This is a genomic window from Marinobacter sp., from assembly GCF_048266785.1.
In the GTDB taxonomy this organism is placed as follows: Bacteria; Pseudomonadota; Gammaproteobacteria; order Pseudomonadales; family Oleiphilaceae; genus Marinobacter.
Genome location: NZ_JBLWYX010000009.1, coordinates 95005 through 116433, shown reverse-complemented (window position 1 = coordinate 116433; position 21429 = coordinate 95005). Strand labels below are relative to the sequence as shown.

Annotated in this window: 20 protein-coding genes; 12 read left to right on the top strand and 8 right to left on the bottom strand. The window is 54.0% G+C overall.

The window, feature by feature from the left end; translation table 11 throughout:
- From ACN0V1_RS13740 to ACN0V1_RS13725, 4 genes are read right to left on the bottom strand one after another with little or no spacing between them, the layout of a single operon-like run.
- Positions 1 to 1266: an NAD(P)/FAD-dependent oxidoreductase gene (locus ACN0V1_RS13740; protein ID WP_417545526.1), complete on the bottom strand. Its 1266-nt coding sequence runs from the start codon at positions 1264 to 1266 to the stop codon at positions 1 to 3.
- Positions 1263 to 2063 carry an SDR family NAD(P)-dependent oxidoreductase gene (locus ACN0V1_RS13735; RefSeq protein ID WP_417545525.1) on the bottom strand — a complete coding sequence of 267 codons (801 nt, stop codon included), beginning with the start codon at positions 2061 to 2063 and terminating at the stop codon, positions 1263 to 1265. The genes ACN0V1_RS13740 and ACN0V1_RS13735 overlap by 4 nt, the downstream gene beginning before the upstream one ends.
- Positions 2060 to 2527: a nuclear transport factor 2 family protein gene (locus tag ACN0V1_RS13730; RefSeq protein WP_417545524.1), complete on the bottom strand. Its 468-nt coding sequence runs from the start codon at positions 2525 to 2527 to the stop codon at positions 2060 to 2062. The genes ACN0V1_RS13735 and ACN0V1_RS13730 overlap by 4 nt, the downstream gene beginning before the upstream one ends.
- Positions 2524 to 3480 (bottom strand): acyl-CoA desaturase, encoded by a 957-nt coding sequence (locus ACN0V1_RS13725; RefSeq protein WP_417545523.1) that lies wholly within the window; start codon positions 3478 to 3480, stop codon positions 2524 to 2526. The genes ACN0V1_RS13730 and ACN0V1_RS13725 overlap by 4 nt, the downstream gene beginning before the upstream one ends.
- Before the next feature lie 129 nt (positions 3481 to 3609).
- Here ACN0V1_RS13725 and ACN0V1_RS13720 point away from each other — a divergent pair, with 129 nt between their 5' ends.
- Positions 3610 to 4653 carry an NAD(P)/FAD-dependent oxidoreductase gene (locus ACN0V1_RS13720; RefSeq protein ID WP_417545522.1) on the top strand — a complete coding sequence of 348 codons (1044 nt, stop codon included), beginning with the start codon at positions 3610 to 3612 and terminating at the stop codon, positions 4651 to 4653.
- Here ACN0V1_RS13720 and ACN0V1_RS13715 read toward each other — a convergent pair.
- On the bottom strand, positions 4643 to 6133 hold the full coding sequence (locus tag ACN0V1_RS13715) for an HD domain-containing protein (RefSeq protein ID WP_417545521.1): 1491 nt from the start codon (positions 6131 to 6133) through the stop codon (positions 4643 to 4645). The two genes, ACN0V1_RS13720 and ACN0V1_RS13715, sit on opposite strands and share 11 nt — an antisense overlap.
- Positions 6134 to 6246: 113 nt before the next feature.
- Between ACN0V1_RS13715 and ACN0V1_RS13710 the strand changes: the two genes are divergently transcribed.
- From ACN0V1_RS13710 to ACN0V1_RS13680, 7 genes are all read left to right on the top strand, one after another.
- Positions 6247 to 7467 (top strand): PP2C family protein-serine/threonine phosphatase, encoded by a 1221-nt coding sequence (locus tag ACN0V1_RS13710; protein ID WP_417545520.1) that lies wholly within the window; start codon positions 6247 to 6249, stop codon positions 7465 to 7467.
- Between the two features lie 16 nt (positions 7468 to 7483).
- The gene (locus ACN0V1_RS13705) at positions 7484 to 7975 is read left to right on the top strand and encodes an STAS domain-containing protein (protein WP_144776773.1); all 492 of its coding nucleotides are present in this window, start codon (positions 7484 to 7486) and stop codon (positions 7973 to 7975) included.
- Between the two features lie 63 nt (positions 7976 to 8038).
- Complete coding sequence (locus ACN0V1_RS13700) at positions 8039 to 9106, top strand: NAD(P)H-dependent glycerol-3-phosphate dehydrogenase (RefSeq protein ID WP_417545519.1); 1068 nt, start codon at positions 8039 to 8041, stop codon at positions 9104 to 9106.
- 25 nt (positions 9107 to 9131) lie between these two features.
- Positions 9132 to 9581, top strand: a complete 450-nt coding sequence (gene sixA, locus ACN0V1_RS13695; protein WP_417545518.1) for a phosphohistidine phosphatase SixA — start codon at positions 9132 to 9134, stop codon at positions 9579 to 9581.
- A gap of 43 nt (positions 9582 to 9624) precedes the next feature.
- Positions 9625 to 10521 (top strand): radical SAM protein, encoded by an 897-nt coding sequence (locus tag ACN0V1_RS13690; RefSeq protein WP_417545517.1) that lies wholly within the window; start codon positions 9625 to 9627, stop codon positions 10519 to 10521.
- Positions 10522 to 10545: 24 nt separating this feature from the next.
- Complete coding sequence (locus ACN0V1_RS13685; RefSeq protein WP_417545516.1) at positions 10546 to 11112, top strand: DUF1285 domain-containing protein; 567 nt, start codon at positions 10546 to 10548, stop codon at positions 11110 to 11112.
- 200 nt (positions 11113 to 11312) lie between these two features.
- Positions 11313 to 11774, top strand: a complete 462-nt coding sequence (locus ACN0V1_RS13680; protein ID WP_417545515.1) for an FKBP-type peptidyl-prolyl cis-trans isomerase — start codon at positions 11313 to 11315, stop codon at positions 11772 to 11774.
- A gap of 117 nt (positions 11775 to 11891) precedes the next feature.
- Here ACN0V1_RS13680 and ACN0V1_RS13675 read toward each other — a convergent pair whose 3' ends face one another.
- Positions 11892 to 13544 (bottom strand): electron transfer flavoprotein-ubiquinone oxidoreductase, encoded by a 1653-nt coding sequence (locus ACN0V1_RS13675; protein WP_417545514.1) that lies wholly within the window; start codon positions 13542 to 13544, stop codon positions 11892 to 11894.
- A gap of 474 nt (positions 13545 to 14018) precedes the next feature.
- Between ACN0V1_RS13675 and ACN0V1_RS13670 the strand changes: the two genes are divergently transcribed.
- The 4 genes from ACN0V1_RS13670 (at position 14019) to ACN0V1_RS13655 (ending at position 18098) form a co-directional block, all read left to right on the top strand.
- Positions 14019 to 14768 (top strand): electron transfer flavoprotein subunit beta/FixA family protein, encoded by a 750-nt coding sequence (locus ACN0V1_RS13670; RefSeq protein ID WP_339780457.1) that lies wholly within the window; start codon positions 14019 to 14021, stop codon positions 14766 to 14768.
- The gene (locus ACN0V1_RS13665; RefSeq protein WP_417545513.1) at positions 14768 to 15709 is read left to right on the top strand and encodes an electron transfer flavoprotein subunit alpha/FixB family protein; all 942 of its coding nucleotides are present in this window, start codon (positions 14768 to 14770) and stop codon (positions 15707 to 15709) included. The genes ACN0V1_RS13670 and ACN0V1_RS13665 overlap by 1 nt, the downstream gene beginning before the upstream one ends.
- Before the next feature lie 107 nt (positions 15710 to 15816).
- On the top strand, positions 15817 to 16659 hold the full coding sequence (locus tag ACN0V1_RS13660; protein WP_417545512.1) for a putative RNA methyltransferase: 843 nt from the start codon (positions 15817 to 15819) through the stop codon (positions 16657 to 16659).
- 197 nt (positions 16660 to 16856) lie between these two features.
- Positions 16857 to 18098: a saccharopine dehydrogenase family protein gene (locus ACN0V1_RS13655; RefSeq protein ID WP_417545511.1), complete on the top strand. Its 1242-nt coding sequence runs from the start codon at positions 16857 to 16859 to the stop codon at positions 18096 to 18098.
- Positions 18099 to 18108: 10 nt separating this feature from the next.
- Here the strand turns inward: ACN0V1_RS13655 and cydC are convergent, their stop codons facing one another.
- Complete coding sequence (cydC, locus tag ACN0V1_RS13650) at positions 18109 to 19725, bottom strand: thiol reductant ABC exporter subunit CydC (RefSeq protein ID WP_417545510.1); 1617 nt, start codon at positions 19723 to 19725, stop codon at positions 18109 to 18111.
- Positions 19718 to 21424 carry a thiol reductant ABC exporter subunit CydD gene (gene cydD / locus ACN0V1_RS13645; RefSeq protein WP_417545557.1) on the bottom strand — a complete coding sequence of 569 codons (1707 nt, stop codon included), beginning with the start codon at positions 21422 to 21424 and terminating at the stop codon, positions 19718 to 19720. The genes cydC and cydD overlap by 8 nt, the downstream gene beginning before the upstream one ends.
- Positions 21425 to 21429 lie beyond the last annotated feature (5 nt).

Sequence of the window (21429 nt, the reverse complement as noted above, 5' to 3'; positions counted from 1 at the left end):
TCAGAGCTCCACTCCAAAATCGTGGGTGACGCGCAGTGCACTGCGCACGCCATCTTCATGGAAGCCGTTGAACCAATAAGCGCCACAGAAGTGGGTACGGTTCTTGTTTCCAATTTCTATGTAACGTTCCTGAGCCTGGACTGCCTCCAGGGTAAACACCGGGTGAGAGTAGTTGAATCGCTTGATTACCTTGTCCGGAGCAATGTCATGACTTCGATTCAGGGTTACACAGAAAATTTCCGGTGCGTTGTGGAAATTCTGCAGTATGTTCATGTTGTAGGTAACAGAAACCGGCTCGGTGCTGTGTTTCGGAATAAAATAGTTCCAAGCGGCCCAGGCTCGGCGGTTGTCTGGCAGCACGCTGCTGTCTGTGTGCAGTACCACATCGTTTTTCTGATAGGGGATGGCACCCAGAATGTCGCGTTCCTGGTCGCTGGGATCGGTGAGCATCGCTAAGGCCTGGTCACTGTGGCAGCCAAATATAACCTGATCGAACTCATGTGATTGGCCTTCAGCAGTCACTGTAACGCTGCTTTCACCCCGGCTTACGGCTTGCACGGGCGAGTTCAAATGGATGCGATCCCCGAGCCGCTCCATCATGGCCTTGACGTACTGCGCGGAACCATCGGAAATAACGCGCCAGGTTGGGCGATCGTCTACCGACAGCATGCCGTGGTTATTGAAGAACTGGAGGAAAAAACGTATCGGAAACTGTTCAAGTACAATTTCCGGCGCCGACCATATAGCCGCGCCCATGGGGACAATGTAGTTGTTTCGGAAATACCGGGAATAACCGTTGCGGTTCAGGTACTCGCCAAGGGTTTCCGTGCGTCGAATAGTGCCGGCCGCCAAGTCCGCTCGGGTTTCTTTATTGAACCTCAAAATCTCCCGAACCATATTGAGGAACGACAGGTTAAGCAGGTTTTTGCGTTGGGCGAACAGCGTATTCAGGCTGGTTCCGTTGTACTGGAGGCCCGTGGTGTTGCTATCCACGCTGAAGCTCATATCGCTGACTTCTGAGGGCACACCCAGGCGGTCCATGAGGCGCATGAAGTGTGGATATGTCCAGTCGTTGAATACGATAAAGCCGGTGTTTACCGGCCAGATACGCCCGCCGGATTCCACGTACTCGGTGTTGGTATGGCCACCGGCGTAATCGCCGGCTTCAAAGAGTTGTACATCGTGCTTTTCAGCGAGAAGCCATGCTGCCGTAAGGCCGGAGACACCCGCTCCGATAACAGCAACACGTTGACGTTCGTTGGTCATTCCTTGGTTTCCTGTTCGCTGGAGCTTTTGCGCGCCATCGAGGCGGCCATTCGATCAATCAGAGGCTGCGGCAGGGCGCCCAGACATTTCAGAACCCAGGTGAAGCGTTTCGGAAAGGCTATTTCGTTATGGCCTTTGGCAAGACCGCTGACGATCCGCTCGGCGGCATCTTCGGCGGTCACCAGAAACGGCATCGGAAAATCGTTGCGGTCGGTCAGGGGCGTTTTAACAAAGCCCGGAGAAACCAGAACCACATCAATGCCTTCGACAGCCAGATCCGCTCGCAAGCTTTGGGCAAAATAGGCCAGTGCGGCTTTCGACGCACCGTAGCCCTCGGCCCGGGCGAACGGGAACCACCAGGCAGACGAACCCACAATCACCAGCGCGGCGGGTAACCCTTTGGAGCGGGTGCGGCGCAACGCAGGCAAGGCGATTTCAACGCAACGTGCAGTGCCAATTACATTGGTTTGTATGTTCTTCTCGATCATATCGCTGCTGTAATCCGCAATATCGAGGTATTCGCAGGTGCCGGCGTTGAGGATGGCCATATTCAGGTCACCATGGGATTCCAGCGTTGCCGCAATTGATTGCAGGTTGTCCTTGCTCGTTGTGTCCGCGACGGCGGGCGTAACGCGCTCCGGTGCGAGAGCCTTTAGCTTCTCCAGCGGCTCGGGCCGGCGCCCGGTAACCACCAGTCGGTGGCCACCACGAATCAGCGCGCGGGTGACAGATTCACCAATGCCGGAACTGGCACCGGTAATCCAGATATTGGATACGGTATCGAGGCGATCGTTCATCCTGCGTAACCCTTAACCCAGCGAATAACACCGCCAACAACCGGCAAATTTTCATACAGCAGTTCGCCGGCATCAAAATAATCCCGGTGATAGCAAATTTTGCCGTCCCGGACTGTCAGATGGCTGATGCCGGCTACCTGTATCTCGCTCCCCCCGCGAATGCGCTTGTGGCGCAAATGCATTATCCAGGGGATGCTCGCAGAACAGTCCTGAACAACGGAATCTTCAAAAGCGAAGTGGCAGGAAATAACGTTTTCGTAAGCGCCAGCAAAATAGCGGGTCAAAGCGTCGAGACCTTCCACAGAACCAAAGGGGTCCTGAAAATGGATGTCCTCACTGTAAACTGCCGGAAGCTTGTTCAGGTTGCCTTTATCAAGCTGGTTAAATAGAACCCTGAATTGCGCCAGTGTTGCAGGCACGATCGAATTCGGATGTCCTACTTCGATAGTCGGGGCAGGTTTCATTTCTGCGCCCTCCTCATTTGGTCAAGTTGGCGGGTTTCTTCCTGAATATGCTCGGGTATCGGGTTTAAATCCCAGATGATGCCCAGTTTCGACAGCACCCAGAGCCCGTACCAGGTCACATCTATCTCATACCAGCGAAAACCCTGCCTTACAGACTGGGGCCAGCGATGATGGTTGTTGTGCCATCCTTCACCAAGGGTCAGGAGGGCAAGCCAAAAGTTGTTTCGGCTGTCGTCTGAGGTTTCAAAACGACGCTTACCCCAGACGTGCGATAGCGAATTTATCGAAACGGTGGCATGAAACAGCACCACAGTGGAAACAAAAAAGCCCCATATCAGCATTTGTAAACCGTTGGTGCCAAGCCCCGGTGCCCAGGCAGCCAGCGCTTCACCCAGGCCGTAAATCACAATGGCCGCAGCTGCCGGAATCAGTGCATCAAACCGGTTGATAAGCTTGAGTTCAGGAAACTTGAGCCAGTCGCGAATGCGACGCTCATCGGTTACGAATCCGGCGTCGCAGGTAAACCATCCCATGTGGGACCACCAGAAGCCCCCCTGATGAGGTGAATGCAGATCTTGCTCCCTATCAGAATGCTGATGATGATGCCTGTGATGCGCAGCCCACCAAAGTGGGCCACGCTGAGCGGCGCTGGCGCCGAGCAGTGCGAACACAAACCGGGCCGGACGGCTCGTTTTGAAGGTCTTGTGTGCAAAGTACCGATGGTAGAATCCGGTAATGGCAAACATCCGAACCACGAAGAAGACGAGGGCGAAACCAGCCGCAAACGCACTTACGCCGGTGTAAAATGCCAGCAGGCAAGTTAAATGAAGCACCAGAAACGGTATGACACGCACAAAATTGAACGAACGGGAGGTCGCGTCAATGTGATCCGAACCGGCATCCGAATCGAACCACCTCAAGATATTAATAAACACGTTATGCACTCGGGTCATACCCTCATTGCCCTTTTTCTCTGAATTGAACGTGAAGGGCGCGGTCTTCGGCTAGGTTTTAAAAGAAGCCGGGCCTTGTTGCTTGACAGTTTGTACGCTCATACCACAGTACTTGGATGCACCATAGCCATGCTTAATGAGACATTTCATACAACTGATATACGCCGCATAGCAATTGTTGGTTCAGGCCTTGCGGGTCTGACTGCCGCAATCAAACTGAAGCACGAGGGCCACGATGTCATTGTGTTTGAAAAAAGCCGGGGCCCAGGTGGTCGATTGGCCGCAAAACGGATTGTCGATGGGTCCGTGGACATAGGGGCGCAATACTTTACTTCACGCAATCCGGATTTCTTGCCATTCCTGAAAGAGTTTGCGGGCGACGGCAGCTTTGCCACCTGGAATGGCCAGTTCGGGTTTCAAGGCAAAGATAACCAGTGGCAGGGGTTTCCGGATGAGCCCCGGTATGTGGGCACGCCAAGAATGACCGCAATTTCCCGTGCGCTGTCTGCCCACGCCACGGTGATTGCGGAAACACGTATTGAAAGCATGGTCCGAACTGACAAAGGTTGGGTTCTGACTAACAGTAATGAGGACGAGGTGGGCGTATTTGACGAGGTCATTATCACGACCCCTCCCGCCCAGGCTCAAGACCTACTTGCCCAGAGCGACCTGCCAGAACCCGCAGCCCAGCTTGATGATGCGGTAAGCCGAGTGCTGCCGTGTTGGGCCGTGGCGGCGCATTTCACCGAAAACCCGTGGCCCCGCCATGAGGGCATGCGCTGCGATAATCCAGTGCTTTTCTGGGTCGCAAACAACTCCAGCAAACCGGGCCGCGCGAGCGCGGATCAGGTTGAAAAGGGTATATGGTGGGTTCTGCATGCGAATCCCGAGTGGACTGAGCGCAATGTGGACGCCTCGCCAGACCGGGTGAAATCAGAGCTGATTGCTGCATTCAGGGAGCTCACAGGTACAGAGGTCGAGGTTACGGAAGCATTATCGCACCGCTGGCTGTATGCCCGCTCTGAGGGTGGCGCCAACCCCGGTCACCTGTGGTTTCCAGAACATCGAATTGGTGTTGCCGGAGACTGGCTCAGCGGCGGCCGTGTTGAAGGCGCCTTCGATAGCGCCTGTAGCCTGGTGACTGCGCGTTCAGCAAACTCTCTCAACCGGTAATGCTAATGCCTGGCCCTGGATCGTTGGTGATATCCGGGCGCGTATAGAAATGCGTAATCGTACCGTCGCTGAATTTGCTGAAGAAGGCACTGACGTCGGTGATCTTTTTCAGTGAACGCGTACGATTGACCGGATCCCGTATCAGCACCTTGATACCGTTGAAGTTGTCCTGAATGTTCGAGAAACGAGCTCGCATGGAACAGGTAACAACATGGGCGGGATTGAAGTTCATGGCCCCGGCCAGCCAGGCACTGTGGCTGGCAATGCCGCTAGCTGACAAATCTTCGCGGGTATCGAGGTGATTCAGTTTCACCCGGTTAACAATGCAGAAGGAAAAGCTCTCCGGGCGTTGGCGCGCAACTTTCCGGAAGGCTTCCCAAAAGAAGTTGTCGGTGAGTTCCGCAAAATAACGCATGTTGCTCAGGCAGGTGTCGATCCATTCAAAGCTTTCCGGGTCTTCCAGAACTTCGTTGATGGCTTCACGCAACAGCCAGTCGAAACCCAGAGCCGTTTTGTGAGCATAAACCTTGCGATACATCTGATAGCGGCTGTAAACAAAATCCTCCAGCGCCCCCAGGCCTTTTTGCGTGATTGCCAGCCCCAGCCAAGGCTCTGATTCATCCCAGCCGATGCGCAAGTTGCTGAGCAGGTGGTCAAGGTTGAACCCGCCAATGGTGACAGACGAGTGAAATCCGTCGCGCAGCATGTAATCGGCGCGGTCGGCATCAATTTCCCCGGAAACTATTGAGGACAGAAGGTCCAGTACCAGCCGGGGAATATTCTCACTGATCAGTGATTCTGCCTCGGCATCCTTACCCGCAATAAACCCCCAGAAAGTACGGGCATGGCGGCAGAAGGTGTCGCTGGGCGTAACCTCGGTTGTCTCCATAATGCCGATAACGTCCTGGGCATAGAGCCCGGCGCTGTCCAGGTCGACCGCCGACAGCACATCGTGGGCAACCCGGACTGAATAATGTTCATGTTCGAGTTCTTCGGGTTCTGCGTTGTGGTAAGCGGAATAGTCCACGCCTTCCCATAGATCTGCAAACCGGCCAGAGCGCGACATAAGATCGCGAATGCGCTGCGCCTGGGTAAACTGGTGCGAGAAGCTGGAGTGGCCGCTGTCGTGAAGCAGGCAGCCAAGGCGGATGGTCTTGGCCAGATAATCGATGGCATCGAGTTGGCTGAGGCTCAGATCCGTCTGGTCGCTGAGCTGACGCTCCCTGAGATAGGCGTCAATCATCGAACGGAACATGCGCGTGCCCACATGCATCACACCAATGCTGTGCAGGAATCGGGAATGGGTGGCGCCTGGGAAGACAAGGCTAAGAATGTCGTTCTGGCAGATGTTGCGCAGCCGCTGGAACAAAGGGTGGTCGATAACCTGAACCTCATGGCGGTATAGCGGAATGGCCCCATGAACGGGATCCATGATCAGCTTGTCATAAGCACCTAACAGGTCATTTACCGCTCGTCTCATTCGCAGGAATCTCCGGATTTCGCCAAACTGGCCTTGTTATATCACGGGGGCGTGCCAAAATAGGCTCTGAAACCCCATTTTTCGTTTATCGCTGGTAGTTTAGGGCAGTAGCCATGACCTCGCGCAACAGGCGCCTACTAATTCGCATACTGATTATTGACTCAGACGAAAAGGCTCGCGCTGACCTTGCGCGCTACCTGGAAACGAGAGGATTTTACGTCTCTGGTTATCGCGATCTCGCGTCTGCCGGCGAAATGATTGACGATAACATGCCCGACGTTATCTTTGCAGATCTCCCGCCCCCCGAAATCGAGGGTCTTGCTGACCGTCTGGAAGAATCAGAGTCACTCACTCCAATCGTTGCCTGTTCCGTTACCCAATCCAGTAAAGACGTTGTTGATGCGCTTCGCGCAGGGGCTTCTGACTTTGTGCTCAAACCCTGCGGTAGAGACAAAAAAGCCATTGGCGACGTCATACGCAAGCTCCTTGACCGGGTTCGGCTGGGGCGCTTGAACCAGCTCTACCGCCAGGAACTGGAAGATGCCAATCGTGATCTGAGAGACGGAATCGCCGAGTTGCGCGCGGATCAGAGGGCAGGGCGCAAAGTACAGTTGCGAATGTTACCGGAAAAGGAGCAGTTTACCGGCGGCCTTTATGTGGATCACCTGATTAAACCCTCTTTATACCTGAGCGGCGACTTCCTCGATTATTTTCCACTCACTGAAGACAAGACGCTGGTATATATTGCCGATGTATCCGGGCATGGGGCCAGTTCCGCGTTTGTGACCGTGCTCCTGAAAAACCTCAGCAATCGGTTGCAGCGCAACCTTCGCCGTGGATCCACTGACGACATTCTCTACCCCGACAGATTTCTTGAGCGAATTAACTCGGAGTTGCTCGATACCGGCCTGGGCAAACACGTTACAATATTTGTTGGCATCATTTCCCTTAGTGAGCGTAAATTAACTTATTCGGTGGGTGCTCATTTCCCGATGCCAGTTCTCTCCTTTGAAGATGGGGAGACGGCATTTCTGAAGGGCAGCGGCCTTCCTGTCGGTCTTTTTGAATCACCGAAGTGGGAAGTGTACGAAGTCCCGCTGGATAAACCTTTTCACCTGATTCTGTTTTCAGATGGAATTCTTGAAGTCATCCGACAAAAGAGTCTTGATGAAAAGGAGCAGAGACTACTTGAACTCGTATCTGGAGGTCGTCACACTGTCGCATCTCTTAGCGAGGCTCTGAACCTCGACGAGATCACAGAGTTACCGGACGACATCGGTATTGTGACGGTTACTGATACGGTTTTGGTGTCAGACAACACGTCGTTGAAATAGTAGCAGTGTGAGAGACATGGCTGGTTATAAAATTCTGCAGGCTGAAAAACAGGGCATTTACGTCCTGAAGTTCATTGGAGAAATCCGGCTTAACCTTTGCTGTACGCTGGATAATCTGGTTGATTCCATCACCTTGGATCCGCTATTCAAGACCGTGGTGATTGATCTTACAGAAACCGAAATCATCGATAGCACGACTCTTGGTCTCATCGCTAAAATCGCGATGGCGGCCCAGAAGCAAAGCAACTTTTTGCCTACGCTGATTACGACCAACCCGGACATTACCCGTATTGTCACCTCCATGGGCTTCGACAAAATCTTCATTATTGTCCGCGAGCCTGCCTCCCGTATCGAAGAACTCGAAGAAATACCCGTGCTGAGGGCTAGTGAGCAAGACGTTCGCGACAGAGTTCTGGCCGCCCATAAAGTGCTTATGGGGCTGAATAAACAAAATCGGGAAGAGTTCAAAAATCTGGTGCGCGCGCTGGAATGTGAAGAGCCCGGCTGAGACGCCGCGTTTATAATCCCGGGCCCGCTGATTCAGAGCTGATTCAAAACAGACGGAATGACTATGCCTGAAAAAAATGAGCCCTTTGCGAATGGGGCCAAAGAGCCGGTACACGATGTAGCGGTTCTCGGCGGAGGCAGCTTCGGTTCTGCCATGGCAAAAGTACTCGGGGAGAACGGCCACCGGGTCCATTTCTGGATGCGTGATGACGCGCAGGTTGAAGAAATCCGCACAACCCGCATAAACAGCCGTTACATGCCTGGCGTAGAGATTAAAGGCGACATCCAGCCTACCACCGATTTCGCTAGCGCCTTAGATAAAGCCGAACTCGTACTTGTTGCCATTCCAAGTAAGGCCTTCCGCGCGGTTATTCGTGAAAATAGCAGCAAATTCCGGGACGGGCAGATTGTTGTTAGCCTGACCAAGGGCATTGAGGCTCACGGCTTCAAGCTTATGAGTGAAATTCTCCAGGAAGAGATACCCCGCTGCCGCATTGGCGTGTTAAGTGGTCCAAACCTGGCGAGTGAAATTGTAAGCCGTGACCTGACCGCAACCGTAATTGCGGCCAAGGATCCGGACGTGCGCCGAACCGTTCAGGATCTGGTTAGCTGCCAGTACTTTCGTGTCTATGCCAACGTAGACATTTACGGAGTGGAACTTGCCGGGGCCCTCAAGAACATCTATGCCATTGTGGCCGGCCTTGCCTCGGCTCTGAGCATGGGCGAAAACGCCAAGGCGATGTTGATTACGCGCGGGTTGGCAGAAATGAGCCGGTTCGCAGTAAGCCTGGGCGCTAATCCCATGACCTTTATGGGGCTGGCGGGTGTAGGGGATCTGATCGTTACCTGCACATCTTCAAAAAGCCGTAACTTCAGGATTGGCTATGCCGTTGGGCAGGGCCAGAATCTGGATGACGCGGTCGCTGAATTGGGCCAGGTGGCGGAGGGGATCTATACTCTTGAGCTGGTGAAAGAGAAAGCAGAGTCTATCGGCATATATATGCCTCTGGTCCGCGGCCTTTATGAAATCCTCTACGAAGGTGCTTCCATCACCGCAGTCATCAACAGCCTTATGATGTCTGTGCAGAACTCTGATGTAGAGTTCATTCTGCCACGGACAATCGCCGAGTAACGGGAATCACCACCGGAGGTTAGCTGTGCAACTGCTCATTATGCGCCACGGAGAAGCTGGTTGGCACTCGCTTGATCAGGAGCGCATGCTCACTGAAACCGGTCGGCACCAGGTCGCGGAGTGCGCGGCTCAAATTGCCGCCTCACCCTGGCGGCCGGTACAAATCTGGAGCAGTCCTTATACTCGAGCAAGGCAAACAGCGGCGATTGTCTCCGAGATCCTGAACTGCCCCGTAGAAGAGAAGATATTCATTACACCGGAAGACGACCCCGGGTTGTGTCTGGACGCCCTCCTTGAAAATCAGCATTCACCGCTCATGCTTGTCTCCCATATGCCCTTGGTCGGAAGCCTCGCAACGCTGCTGGTTGACGGGCATCGTCGCGGTATTCCTTTTATGACCGCGCAGGCGGTGGTTCTCGATATGCCCGTGGTTGGCCCAGGCTGCGCAGACTTGAAAACCCAGTTTTTGCCCTGATTAGTTTATGATCAGGGTCACTTCTATTGATTGAGTACAGATTATGTACAGCTTTCCTATTGATTATGTCGAGCCGGTTTTCCGACCGCCCAGTGAAGCGAAGTCACTGATCCTGCCGGTTACCAATGGTTGTTCATGGAATAAATGTACCTTCTGCGAAATGTACACACAGCCTCAGAAAAAATTCCGGGCCCGTAAGCCAGAAGATGTTCGCCAGGATATTGAGAATGCTGCCAAAAACCTGAGCGGCGTAAAACGGGTTTTTCTGGCGGATGGTGACGCCATGGTGCTGCCAACCCGGCGGTTGCTGGAGATTCTGGGAGAGCTGAACGCTGCCTTCCCGGATCTGCAGCGAGTATCCAGTTACTGCCTCCCCAAAAATCTTGTCAAAAAAACCGTAGAAGAGCTTGCACAGCTGCGCGAAGCCGGGCTAAAGATTCTCTACGTGGGCATGGAATCCGGGGACGACGAGGTGTTGCGGCGCATTAACAAAGGAGAAACCTGGGAGTCCACTCGGTCAGCACTGCTGAAAATCCGGGAAGCCGGGCTAACCAGTTCCGTTATGGTGCTCAATGGCTTGGGCGGTGAGACACTTTCTCGCCAACACGCCATCAACACTGCAACCTTGTGCAACGAAACCCAGCCGGACTATCTGTCTACGCTGGTGGTCAGCTTTCCGCAGGGCGAAGAGCGTTTCCGCGAAGGCTTTGGAGAGGATTTTGTGTCTCTTTCGCAGCAAGGTTTGTTTGAGGAGATTCGAACGTTTCTGGAACACCTGAATCTGGAGCGAACGGTGTTCAGGAGTGACCACGCCTCGAATTACCTTGTTCTGAAAGGAAACCTGGGACGCGACAAACAGAAGCTGTTGGACCAGGTTAATCTTGCCATCACAAGCCCGGGCGCAGTGCCACTGCGGCCTGAGTGGCAACGTGGTTTATAAATTACCGGTTTGCGGAGCATAGATATGAGCCAGAGCCCGGAAAATCTAGTCGAGCAAGTTAATAAAACCGCAAAGAACCTCGATCAGCCACCGCTTGATAAGTGGCATCCGGAACTATCCGGAGACATGGATCTGCGCATAAGTCGTGATGGGCAGTGGATTCACAAGGGTAAACCACTGGGCCGCGAAGCTATCGTAAAGCTGTTCTCGACCATTCTTCGCCGTGAGGACGACGAGCAATATTACCTGGTAACACCGGTAGAGAAATGGCGAATTCAGGTCGAGGACACGCCTTTGCTGGCCCACTCCCTTACAGTTGAAGGGAGCGGCGAGCAGCAGGTCATAAAGCTGATCACCAACGTGGGAGAAACCCTGGAAGTTGGCAATGAGCACCCTCTGGAAGTCGATAACTATGAGGGCTCGGGGCAGCCCCGGCCCATAGTTCGCGTGCGCCACGGTGTTGTTGCCCGGCTGGTGACCGCCGCGTATTACGACCTGGCGGAGCATGTTGTGGAGCAAACCATCGGCGGAGAGCCGGTACTGGGCGTATACAGCCACGGAAATTTCTACAAAATCGGGCAGGGCGGTTGAAAAGCTTTTGGGTGCCCCCAGAAATGACGGTAGAAAACACATTATGTCACTTGTTAAACTGTGTTTTCATACTTGTTACGAGCCTGGCTCTCAAACGAGGCCCGGTGGTCGTTAGTCCCTCTGTTCAGTCTGGCTGTTCATGATTACTTTCGATTACCCTTAATCAATCAAACAGTCATTGCGACACTCAAGGAGATCACATGGCCCAACCTCGCGTTGTTACCATCCATTACACGCTCACCAACAACCAGGGAGAAGAGCTGGACTCCTCTCGCGGAGAAGGTCGTGAGCCGTTGTCTTATCTGGAAGGTTCACAGAACATCATCGGTGGACTGGAAAGTGCACTGAATGAAAAGAACGCAGGCGACCAGGTTAAGGTTTCTGTAGAGCCGGCTGAAGGCTACGGTGAAGTCAACGAAGAACTGGTTCAGCCCGTTCCGCGTACTGCCTTCGAAGGTGTAGAAACCATTGAGCCGGGTATGCAGTTCCAGGCACAAACTCCGGGCGGCCCTCAGGTTGTTCGTGTTGTTGAAGTGAACGAAGAAACCGTTACCATCGACGCGAACCACCCATTGGCGGGCGAAACTCTGCACTTTGATGTAGAGGTTATCGAAGCTCGCGACGCGACCGATGAAGAGCAAGAGCACGGCCACGCTCACTAAGTTGCTTTAACGCGTCATCGAAAACGGCTCCCACGGGAGTCGTTTTTTTATGACTGATAGAATAAACGACATAAAAAAACGGCCCACACGGGGCCGTTTTTGATCCTGATTCCGAAACTACATGTTGGGGTAGTTCGGTCCACCGCCACCTTCCGGCGTTACCCAGGTAATATTCTGGGAAGGATCCTTGATGTCACACGTCTTGCAGTGAACACAGTTCTGCGCGTTGATCTGGAATTGCTTACCGCTTCCGTCATCCTTCTCAACCACCTCATAAACCCCGGCAGGGCAATAACGCTGAGCAGGCTCATCGTATTTCGGCAGGTTTACGTCGATGGGAATATCGGGATCCGTCAGCTTGAGATGAATCGGCTGATTTTCCGCGTGGTTGGTGTTGGAAACAAACACCGACGTCAGGCGATCGAAGGTCAGCTTGTTATCCGGCTTCGGATAATTAATCTTTTTGCACTCAGATGCCGGCTTCATCGTCGCGTAGTCTGGCGTCAGATCACGGAGAGTAAACGGCAGGCTTCTGTGCAGAATGTTCTGCTCAAAGTACGCGATCGCACCACCGATGATGTTGCCGAACTTGTGCATTCCTGGGCCAAAGTTGCGCTCATCGTACAGCTCTTTGTAGAGCCAACTTTCCTTGAAGCGATCACCAAAGCTGGTAATTTCCTCGCCAGACTGGCCACTTTTCAGAGCTTCAAACACGGCTTCTGCGCCTAGCAGACCGGATTTCATCGCAGTATGTGAGCCTTTGATCTTGGAACTGTTCAGAGTGCCCGCATCACAACCCAGCAGCAAACCACCCGGGAAGCTCATTTTTGGAAGAGCATTGTAGCCACCCTTGGTCAGAGCACGAGCGCCGTAAGAAACACGCTTACCTCCTTCCAGATACTTACGGATTTCCGGGTGCAATTTCAGGCGCTGGAATTCTTCGAAGGGGTTCAAGTGTGGGTTGCTGTAGGAAAGATCTGAAATCAGGCCTACATAAACCTGGCCGTTCTCAAGGTGATAAAGGAAAGAACCACCAGTGGAACCACTTTCATTCAGGGGCCAGCCGGTCGTGTGAACAACCAGGCCTGGCTCATGCTTGGCCGGGTCGATGTCCCACAGTTCCTTGATACCAATGCCGTAGTGCTGGGGGTCTTTGCCTTCATCCAGTTTGAACTCACTGATCAGGCGCTTACCCAGGTGCCCACGACAGCCTTCCGAGAACAGCGTGTACTTTGCACGCAGCTCCATGCCCGGCATATAGCCTTCTTTTTCAGAGCCGTCGCGAGCGACACCCATGTCTCCGGTAAGAATACCTTTTACCTGACCATCTTCAATGATGGTCTCAGCTGCGGCAAAACCTGGGTAAACTTCAACGCCCAGCGCTTCAGCCTGCTCGGCAAGCCAGCGGCAAAGGTTACCGAGGCTGATAATATAGTTGCCGTGGTTGTGCATGTTCTTGGGCACAAAGGCGTTCGGAATCTTCGTGGCTTTTTCCTGGTTTTTCAGCAGGAAAATATCGTCGCGGGTAACGGGCGTATTCAGCGGTGCGCCTTTCTCTTTCCAGTCCGGAAAAAGTTCGTTAAGGGCGGTAGGCTCAAATACAGTACCGGCCAGTATGTGAGCGCCGATTTCAGATCCTTTCTCTACAACACATACGGTCAGTTCTTCGCCGGCTTCCTGTGCCAACTGCATAACTCGGCAAGCTGCCGACAAGCCAGCAGGGCCGCCGCCGACGATAAGAACATCAAATTCCATCGATTCGCGTTCCACGTTGGTCTCCTCAAACATCTTTAATGGATATTATGTGCCCGCAGGCTTAATTTCTGGTGTGTCATCATACCGTTAAAAGTATCCTCAGACGACTACCCTTAGCTGAATACTCCAGTTTTATACAATCAAAGGATAGCGTATTCAAGTAATCAAACAAACGTTTGTTTGAAATCTGGCCGCAGCTTTGGCATTGTGGTTTTGTGCTTTAATAAAGGCTGATTGGCCCGGGAACCATGCGTTGGGCGTCTAATTGGACTATTGACCCACCTTGCCTTTGCCTTCAGTATTAGTGCGCCGTGACGGATGGCCCCAGTGCGAGGCCGCTGTTTGTAACGTTCGGTCTGAATACCCATAATTCCGGTATCTTGCCGAGACGCAGCAATCGAGAATGCTCTGTAACCCGCCCATGCAGGGCCAGTCTTGGAGTGTTTTTGATTGAGAGTCATTAACCCATCGTAGAAGAACGAGGAATCTATGAAGGTTCTGGTCGCTGTAAAACGAGTAATCGACTACAACGTAAAGGTACGCGTCAAGCCGGATAACACTGGTGTTGATCTTGCCAACGTCAAAATGGCAATGAACCCATTCTGCGAAATCGCTGTTGAAGAAGCGGTTCGCCTGAAAGAAAAGGGTGTTGCCAGCGAAATCGTCGTGGTTTCCATTGGTCCCAAAGCCTGTCAGGAGCAGATTCGTACTGCACTGGCGCTGGGCGCTGACCGTGGTATCCACATTGAAGCCGATGAGGAAGTTCAGTCTCTTGAGGCGGCCAAGTTACTTAAGGCCGTTGTTGAGAAAGAAGAGCCAAAGCTCGTCATTCTCGGCAAACAGTCCATCGACTCTGATAACAATCAGACAGGCCAGATGTTGGCCGCACTGACCGGCATGGCCCAAGGCACTTTCGCGTCAGAAGTTGTTGTTGATGGCGAAAAAGTGAATGTTACCCGTGAGGTAGACGGTGGTCTTATGACCGTTTCCCTGAACCTGCCAGCGGTTGTAACCACAGACCTGCGTTTGAACGAGCCGCGCTACGCGTCTTTGCCGAACATCATGAAAGCCAAGAAAAAGCCACTTGATGTTATGAGCCCGGCCGACCTTGGTGTTGAAATCAAGCCGCGCCTGACCACTTTGAAAGTTGAAGCACCGGCTGCCCGCCAGGCAGGTGTGAAAGTGGCTGATGTTGCCGAGCTGGTCGATAAACTGAAGAATGAAGCGAAGGTGATCTGATGAGCATCCTTGTAATTGCTGAACACGACAACAGCAGCCTGAAGCAGGCGACCCTGAGTGTTGTAGCGGCTGCCAAAGCCATCGGCGGCGATATTGATGTGCTGGTTGCCGGTGAAAACTGTGGTGCCGTTGCAGAAGCAGCAGCCAAGGCCGAAGGTGTCGCAAAGGTATTGGTTGCTGACAACGCAGTTTATGGCCACTTCCTGGGTGAGAACCTGGGCGAGCTGGTTGCTGAGCTGGGCAAAGGCTACAGCCACATCCTTTCATCTGCAGGTACTACGGGTAAGGACTTCATGCCGCGCGTTGCTGCGCTGCTGGACGTTGCCCAGGTATCCGACATTATCCGCGTTGAGTCGGAAGACACCTTTGTTCGTCCGATCTACGCCGGTAACGCCATCGCAACGGTTAAGGCCAGCGACAGCATCAAGGTAATCACCGTGCGCCCGACAGGTTTCGACCCGGTCGCCGCTGAAGGTGGTTCCGCTTCTGTAGAGCAGCTGGACGTTGTGAAAGACGCTGGCCTCTCCTCGTTTGTCAGCGAGGAAAAAGCCAAGTCTGACCGCCCGGATCTGGCCAGTGCCGGCATTGTTATCTCCGGTGGTCGCGGTATGCAGAACGGCGAGAACTTCAAGATGCTGGAAAAGATTGCTGATCTGCTGGGTGCCGGTATGGGTGCATCCCGTGCCGCTGTTGACGCAGGTTTTGTGCCCAACGACATGCAGGTAGGCCAGACCGGTAAGATTGTTGCGCCGCAGCTGTATGTGGCGGTAGGTATCTCCGGTGCCATTCAGCACCTGGCCGGCATGTCCGATTCCAAGGTGATCGTTGCGATCAACAAGGATGAAGAAGCGCCGATCTTCCAGGTTGCCGATTACGGCCTGGTCGCGGATCTGTTTGAAGCAGTACCGCAACTTGAAGAAGAGCTGAAGAAAGTTCTGTAACTTTCTGTCAGGCAACAAAAAAGGCACCTTCGGGTGTCTTTTTTGTTGCAGAGACTTAAACTGTTGAAGCAAACCCGCACGCCTTTTGTTCTACCGGATATATTGCAATGACCATCAGTTCGTTTGAAGCTTTTGCTTGTCCACTTGACGGTTCTGCGCTGCAGATCTCTGGCAGGAGTTGGCGCTGCCCTAACGGCCACAGTTTTGACATTGCCCGCCAGGGTTACGTTCATCTGCTGCCTGTCCAAAATAAACGCTCCAAAGATCCGGGCGACAACAAGGAAATGGTGGCGGCGCGCCAGCGCTTTTTGAGTTCGGGGTTTTATCAACCCCTGGCGGACGCTATGAGCCGCGCAGTGTTCCACGAAGAATTCAATGAACCCTCCATAAACTGCCTGGATGCGGGGTGCGGGGAGGGGTATTACATGCGCCAACTCGCTCACAGCGCATCGGAAACAATAGATCTTGCCCTGATGGGGCTGGATATATCCAAATGGGCCGTATTATCAGCCGCTAAACAGGACAAGCGCTCCTCCTGGGTTGTCGGGAGTAACGCCAACCTGCCGATGCTGTCGGAAACACTGGATCGCATTCTGTGCCTGTTTGGCTTCCCGGTATATCCGGAGTTCGCACGAGTGCTGAAATCAGGTGGGGAGATCGTCCAGATGGATGCCGGGGTAGACCATCTTCGTGAGCTGCGGGAAATCATTTATCCGGAACTGCGGGCACCACGGTCAGATCAGAAGGCGATGCCCGAAGGGTTCACGAACCTCGATACATCGGTTATTCGCTACACCCTGGCGCTGCCCGACAAGGGCTCCATCGCCGATCTGCTGGCCATGACGCCGCATCTTTATCGCGCCAGTGCAGACGGCTTGGCCCATGCAGCAGAACTTGAATCACTTACCGTTACGGTTGATGTCATACTCAGGCGCATCAGAAAGAACTGACAAGCGGTTTGGATCGGTGTTTATCAGTGTGCCTGATACACCAGGCTGTGCGATTGGCCGTGACGACGTCGACCAGGTTATCAGCGTGAAGTTAGAACCCGGGTGCAAAGCTGTTAAGATCAGATCATTACGACTTATCTGCGCTCTTCAACGTGCGCTGATTCAAAATCGACATTCCTCAGACCGAAGGACGGGTAATGACTAAACCAACAGACACCACCTACGATCTGGTTGTCTTCGGAGCTACCAGCTTCGTTGGCCAGATACTTACGCACTATTTGTTCGATTCATACGGTGTTGCAGGTGAGGTCAAGTGGGCCATTGCCGGACGTTCTGAATCCAAGCTCGGCGAGCTGAAGTCCGGTTTGGGCAGCAATGCAGGTGAACTGCCGATCATTCTGGCAGATGCCACTGACGACCATGCACTGAAGGCAATGTGTGAGCAGACTCGCGTCGTTATCTCTACGGTTGGGCCCTACGCCTTGTATGGCGAGCCTCTCGTTAAAGCCTGCGTAGAGACAGGCACCGACTACTGCGATCTGACGGGAGAAGTGCAGTGGATTCGCCGCATGGTGGATCGCTATGAGGACCAGGCAAAAAAATCGGGAGCAAGAATTGTGCATTGTTGCGGCTTTGACTCCATTCCGTCGGATATGGGCGTGTGGTTCCTGCAGCAACAGGCTGAAAAAACATTCGGTGAGCCCTGCCTGGATGTGCGCATGCGGGTGAAAGTCGCGAAAGGCGGTCTTTCCGGCGGCACCGTTGCTTCAATGATGAATGTAGCCAAAGAAGCCGCAGCAGATCCGAAACTGCGCAAAGAGCTGGCCAACCCGTTCTCTATCTGCCCGCCGGAGCACCGTTCAACGGTGCGCCAGCCAAGCCTGAAGGGGGCAGAGTTCGACAAAACATTTAACGTGTGGCTGGCGCCGTTTGTAATGGGCGCCATCAACACCCGCGTCGTGCACCGTTCTAACGCCATGCAAAGTGCTCGTTACGGCAAGGAATTTACCTACGACGAAGCCATGATGACGGGCAGTGGAACCAAAGGGCGCCTGACGGCTTACGGTATTACCGCTGCGCTGGCAGGTTTTTTCACAGCATCTGCTATCAAACCCTCGCGCTGGCTGGTTGAGAAGTTTGTACCCCAGCCAGGTGAGGGCCCAACCCCGGAAGCCCAGAAGGCCGGGTTCTACGATCTGCGCTTTGTAGGGCGCACCCAGGATGGAAAAACCATGATCACGAAAGTGACTGGTGATGCGGACCCGGGCTACGGTTCCACCAGCAAGATGCTTGGCGAGGCCGGCATGTGCCTGGCGTTCGATATCCCGGCTGATCAAGCTGGTGGTTTCTGGACTCCTGCGTCAGTGCTGAAGGACAAATTGCTGGAGCGACTGACCAGCAAAGCAGGTTTGACTTTTGAGGTGGTTGAAACCCGCTAACGGTGGCGTTTTAAACCCCCAACTGAATCACGCGGTCGGTGCCCGGCAGGGCATCTGGACCGTGTGCCAGGCTGATAACTGTTCTGCCTTCAAGCCAGGCATCAATTTGCCAGGTAATCTTTTCTCTTGTGACCTTATCCACCCCGGTAAACGGTTCGTCCAGAAGCAGCAGAGGGGCAGGGCTCAAAAGCACCCGGGCAAGGGCAACACGTCGTGCCTCGCCGCCGGAAAGCCGGCTACCGGAACTCCCCAGCCAGGTATCGAGTTGATCAAGCTCTGAACGAAACCGTTCAGCCAGGTCAACCATTTCCAGAATCCGCCAAAGTTCCGCTTCGCTTGCATCGGGCGAACCCAATAACAGATTGGCCCGCAAGGTATCTTCAAACAACACGGTTTTCTGTGTGAGATAGGCGCAGGGTATGTTGGCGCAGGCCCCACCTGAAGGTGCCAAAAGTCCTGAGAAAACATCTGCCAGGGACGATTTGCCACTTCCGGAATGCCCCAGAATACCCACTCGTTCGCCTGTTTTTATCTGCAAATCAAAGTGCGTGAAAAGCGGCGCGTTTTGAGGATATTTCACCGTTAGATCGTTCGCCACCAGGGCGGAGCCCTCAGGCAGGTCAATGCTCCCTGCGGAAACTTTGGAATCATCTTCCCTGCAATCCCGGTTCAGGCGAGCGGCAGAAGCTTGCGTAGCACCCAGCCTACCAAAAGCTTCCGGCAGCATGCCGTAGACTTCAGCGAGCCCAAGCAGTGCGATAGGCAGTAGAACCAGGACCGGCCCGGAAATCACGCCCAAGCGAAACAGCGCAAAGCCGCTCCAGAGCGCAAATACTGCGGCCAGGTTAATCAGCAAATTCGAACCGGCCTGGTGCCAGCCAACGCGGGAATCTGCCTTTACCTGCTCGGATGAGGACTGGTGCGCCTGACGCAGAAGCCATGCACCGTGTTTGCCGGTGCGGCCAGCGGCGGTCAGTTCAGCAAAGCCCTCCAGGTGTTCAATAACTGCGGTACGCAGAGATTCTTGCTGATCACTCTGGCGCGACGCAATCTTTGCGGTACGCAGGTAGACAGCCAGCGTCGCCAACAGAAATGCGACTCCGAGTATCAGCGCGATTCCGATCGCGATCACACTATCAAAAAGTACCGCTGCCAGAACAATTATGAGCAGGGTGACAAATGCGGCAAGCGCAGCGGGAGCGATCAGGCGCAAGTACAGTGTATCCAGCGCATCAACATCGTTGGTCAACCGGGACAGCCACTGAGCGCCCGTCAGTTCGCGCCTTTGGCCGCGGCCGGCAGCGGCCAGTTTGCGGAACAGCGCAACACGAATATCGGTTAAGAGCCTCAACACCGTATCGTGGTTATACAGCCGCTCCAGATAACGGGAGACCGTACGCGAAACCGCAAAAAACCGTATGCCGCCGCCAGGTACATACAAGTTGATGGTGGCTGGCAGGCTGGCCGCTAGCATAAGGCCAACCAGTGCCGTTTCAGTGATAAACCAGCCAGAGAGCGCCAACAGCCCCAGACCCGAGAGCAGGGCGGCCAGCATCAGCAAGGCGCCGATAAAAAGCCTTCCAGGGCGTGCATAGATCAACTTTAGCCAGGGTTTTAGTTCAGACATCTGTCACCTCCCCGCCAGAGACCAAAAGCACCCGGTTAGCCAAAGCCAAAAGCGCGTGGTGATGGGTGGAGAAAATCAGTGTTTTGCCTGCCAGCGCCAGCTTGTGCAGCGCCTCCAGCACAAAGATCTCACTGTCGCAGTCGAGCCCGGCCGTGGGTTCATCGAGAAGGATAATGTCGTAATCCGCCACGAAAATTCTCGCCAGGCTCAGGCGTCGTGCCTGGCCTCCGGAAAGACCCTGGCCATCCTCTGAAACCTTGCTGAAAATACCTTCCTTGCGGCTATCCAGCAGAGGGCCAAGACCGACGTTGCGCAGCGCGGTTTCAATAGCCACATCGGATACATCCGGGCTGGTGAGCCGAAGGTTATCGGCCCAGGTTCCGTGAACGAGAAAACCACTCTGGCCAAGCCAGCCAAAGGCGAAGCATCCCGGCTGTTTACCAAATAGATCGATGTCGCCGTTATCCGGCGTAAGAAAACCCGCCAGAAGATGCAAGAGGGTGGACTTGCCACTCCCCGAAGGGCCAGTGAGAGCAATAACCTCACCTTTACCGATGGTCAGCGAGACATCACTGAGGATTGGGTGGTCTGCGCGGAGTGCAAGCGATACAGAATTCAGTTCAATCCCCTCGCGGCGCGTAACCTTATTGCTGACTGAAGGCCTGTAGTCGATTGTGTCTTCGTTGCCGCCCGCCAAGGGATTGGGTTCTGGTTTATCACCTAGCCTTGCGAGAATCTCTGCACCAGCGCCAAGAGCAGCAGCGCGGTCGTGATAGTACTGGGAAAGCGTGCGCAACGGCTGAAAGAACTCTGGCGCAAGCAGCAGAATCAACAGGCCGGAAAACAGCGTGAGATCCGAGGATGGCCCATAGGTAATATACCCCAGAAGACCAAAACCGATATAAATGGCAATAACGGCGATGGCCACTGATGCGAAAAACTCCAGAACCGCCGATGACAGAAACGCAATACGAAGCGTTTTCAGCGTAATCCTGCGGTAGTGATCTGACCGCTGTTGGATCAAGTCTGCAGCGCTGTCAGTTTGCCCGAACAACTGTAACGTGGTCAGCCCTCGAACCTTATCCAGGAACTGGCCAGACAGCCGGCTGATGATCTCGAAATGCTGCTGGTTAAGCTTCTCAGCTCCCATTCCTACAAGCGCCATAAAAAGGGGAATCAGCGGGGCCGAAAGTAGCAGGAAAATTCCAGCGAGCCAGTCCAGATAGAACACAAGCGCCAGAATCATCAAAGGCACAATAAGAGACAGCGTCATCTGCGGAAGGAAGCGGGAAAAGTAGCCGTGCAGGGCATCAACGTGATCAATCCACTCCCGCGCCAGACTGCCAGCAGACGTTTGCCCCAGTAAGAGGGGGCCGCTGTTGCGCCAGTGCCGGTGAATCTGCCGGCGTGCGGTGCGACGCACCTGTTCACTGCATCTTGCCGCGAGGTGGGTCTGGACGCCCTGGGCAACTGCGCGAGAAACGATTGCCAGAACAAGGCCGGCAAAAAGAGGCGCCAGTACTGTGGCTGACGCTTTCTCAATGACACCAAGATGAACAATCCGGGCCAGAAATATCATCTGAACGATGGTAGCGACGCCGGCGACGGTGCCGGCAGCAACTGAGCCCTGAATCCAGCGCCGGTTTCCGCTGGCAAGCCCCGAGAGCCAGCGCTTTACAGCACTGCTCTCGACCTGCATTTCGG

Bases quoted from the DNA above. Each gene is read 5' to 3' on its own strand.
- ACN0V1_RS13740 (WP_417545526.1), bottom strand. From the start codon at position 1,266: ATGACCAACGAACGTCAACGTGTTGCTGTTATCGGAGCGGGTGTCTCC.
- ACN0V1_RS13735 (WP_417545525.1), bottom strand. From the start codon at position 2,063: ATGAACGATCGCCTCGATACCGTATCCAATATCTGGATTACCGGTGCC.
- ACN0V1_RS13730 (WP_417545524.1), bottom strand. From the start codon at position 2,527: ATGAAACCTGCCCCGACTATCGAAGTAGGACATCCGAATTCGATCGTG.
- ACN0V1_RS13725 (WP_417545523.1), bottom strand. From the start codon at position 3,480: ATGACCCGAGTGCATAACGTGTTTATTAATATCTTGAGGTGGTTCGAT.
- ACN0V1_RS13720 (WP_417545522.1), top strand. From the start codon at position 3,610: ATGCTTAATGAGACATTTCATACAACTGATATACGCCGCATAGCAATT.
- ACN0V1_RS13715 (WP_417545521.1), bottom strand. From the start codon at position 6,133: ATGAGACGAGCGGTAAATGACCTGTTAGGTGCTTATGACAAGCTGATC.
- ACN0V1_RS13710 (WP_417545520.1), top strand. From the start codon at position 6,247: ATGACCTCGCGCAACAGGCGCCTACTAATTCGCATACTGATTATTGAC.
- ACN0V1_RS13705 (WP_144776773.1), top strand. From the start codon at position 7,484: ATGGCTGGTTATAAAATTCTGCAGGCTGAAAAACAGGGCATTTACGTC.
- ACN0V1_RS13700 (WP_417545519.1), top strand. From the start codon at position 8,039: ATGCCTGAAAAAAATGAGCCCTTTGCGAATGGGGCCAAAGAGCCGGTA.
- ACN0V1_RS13690 (WP_417545517.1), top strand. From the start codon at position 9,625: ATGTACAGCTTTCCTATTGATTATGTCGAGCCGGTTTTCCGACCGCCC.
- ACN0V1_RS13685 (WP_417545516.1), top strand. From the start codon at position 10,546: ATGAGCCAGAGCCCGGAAAATCTAGTCGAGCAAGTTAATAAAACCGCA.
- ACN0V1_RS13680 (WP_417545515.1), top strand. From the start codon at position 11,313: ATGGCCCAACCTCGCGTTGTTACCATCCATTACACGCTCACCAACAAC.
- ACN0V1_RS13670 (WP_339780457.1), top strand. From the start codon at position 14,019: ATGAAGGTTCTGGTCGCTGTAAAACGAGTAATCGACTACAACGTAAAG.
- ACN0V1_RS13665 (WP_417545513.1), top strand. From the start codon at position 14,768: ATGAGCATCCTTGTAATTGCTGAACACGACAACAGCAGCCTGAAGCAG.
- ACN0V1_RS13660 (WP_417545512.1), top strand. From the start codon at position 15,817: ATGACCATCAGTTCGTTTGAAGCTTTTGCTTGTCCACTTGACGGTTCT.
- ACN0V1_RS13655 (WP_417545511.1), top strand. From the start codon at position 16,857: ATGACTAAACCAACAGACACCACCTACGATCTGGTTGTCTTCGGAGCT.
- cydC (WP_417545510.1), bottom strand. From the start codon at position 19,725: ATGTCTGAACTAAAACCCTGGCTAAAGTTGATCTATGCACGCCCTGGA.
- cydD (WP_417545557.1), bottom strand. From the start codon at position 21,424: ATGCAGGTCGAGAGCAGTGCTGTAAAGCGCTGGCTCTCGGGGCTTGCC.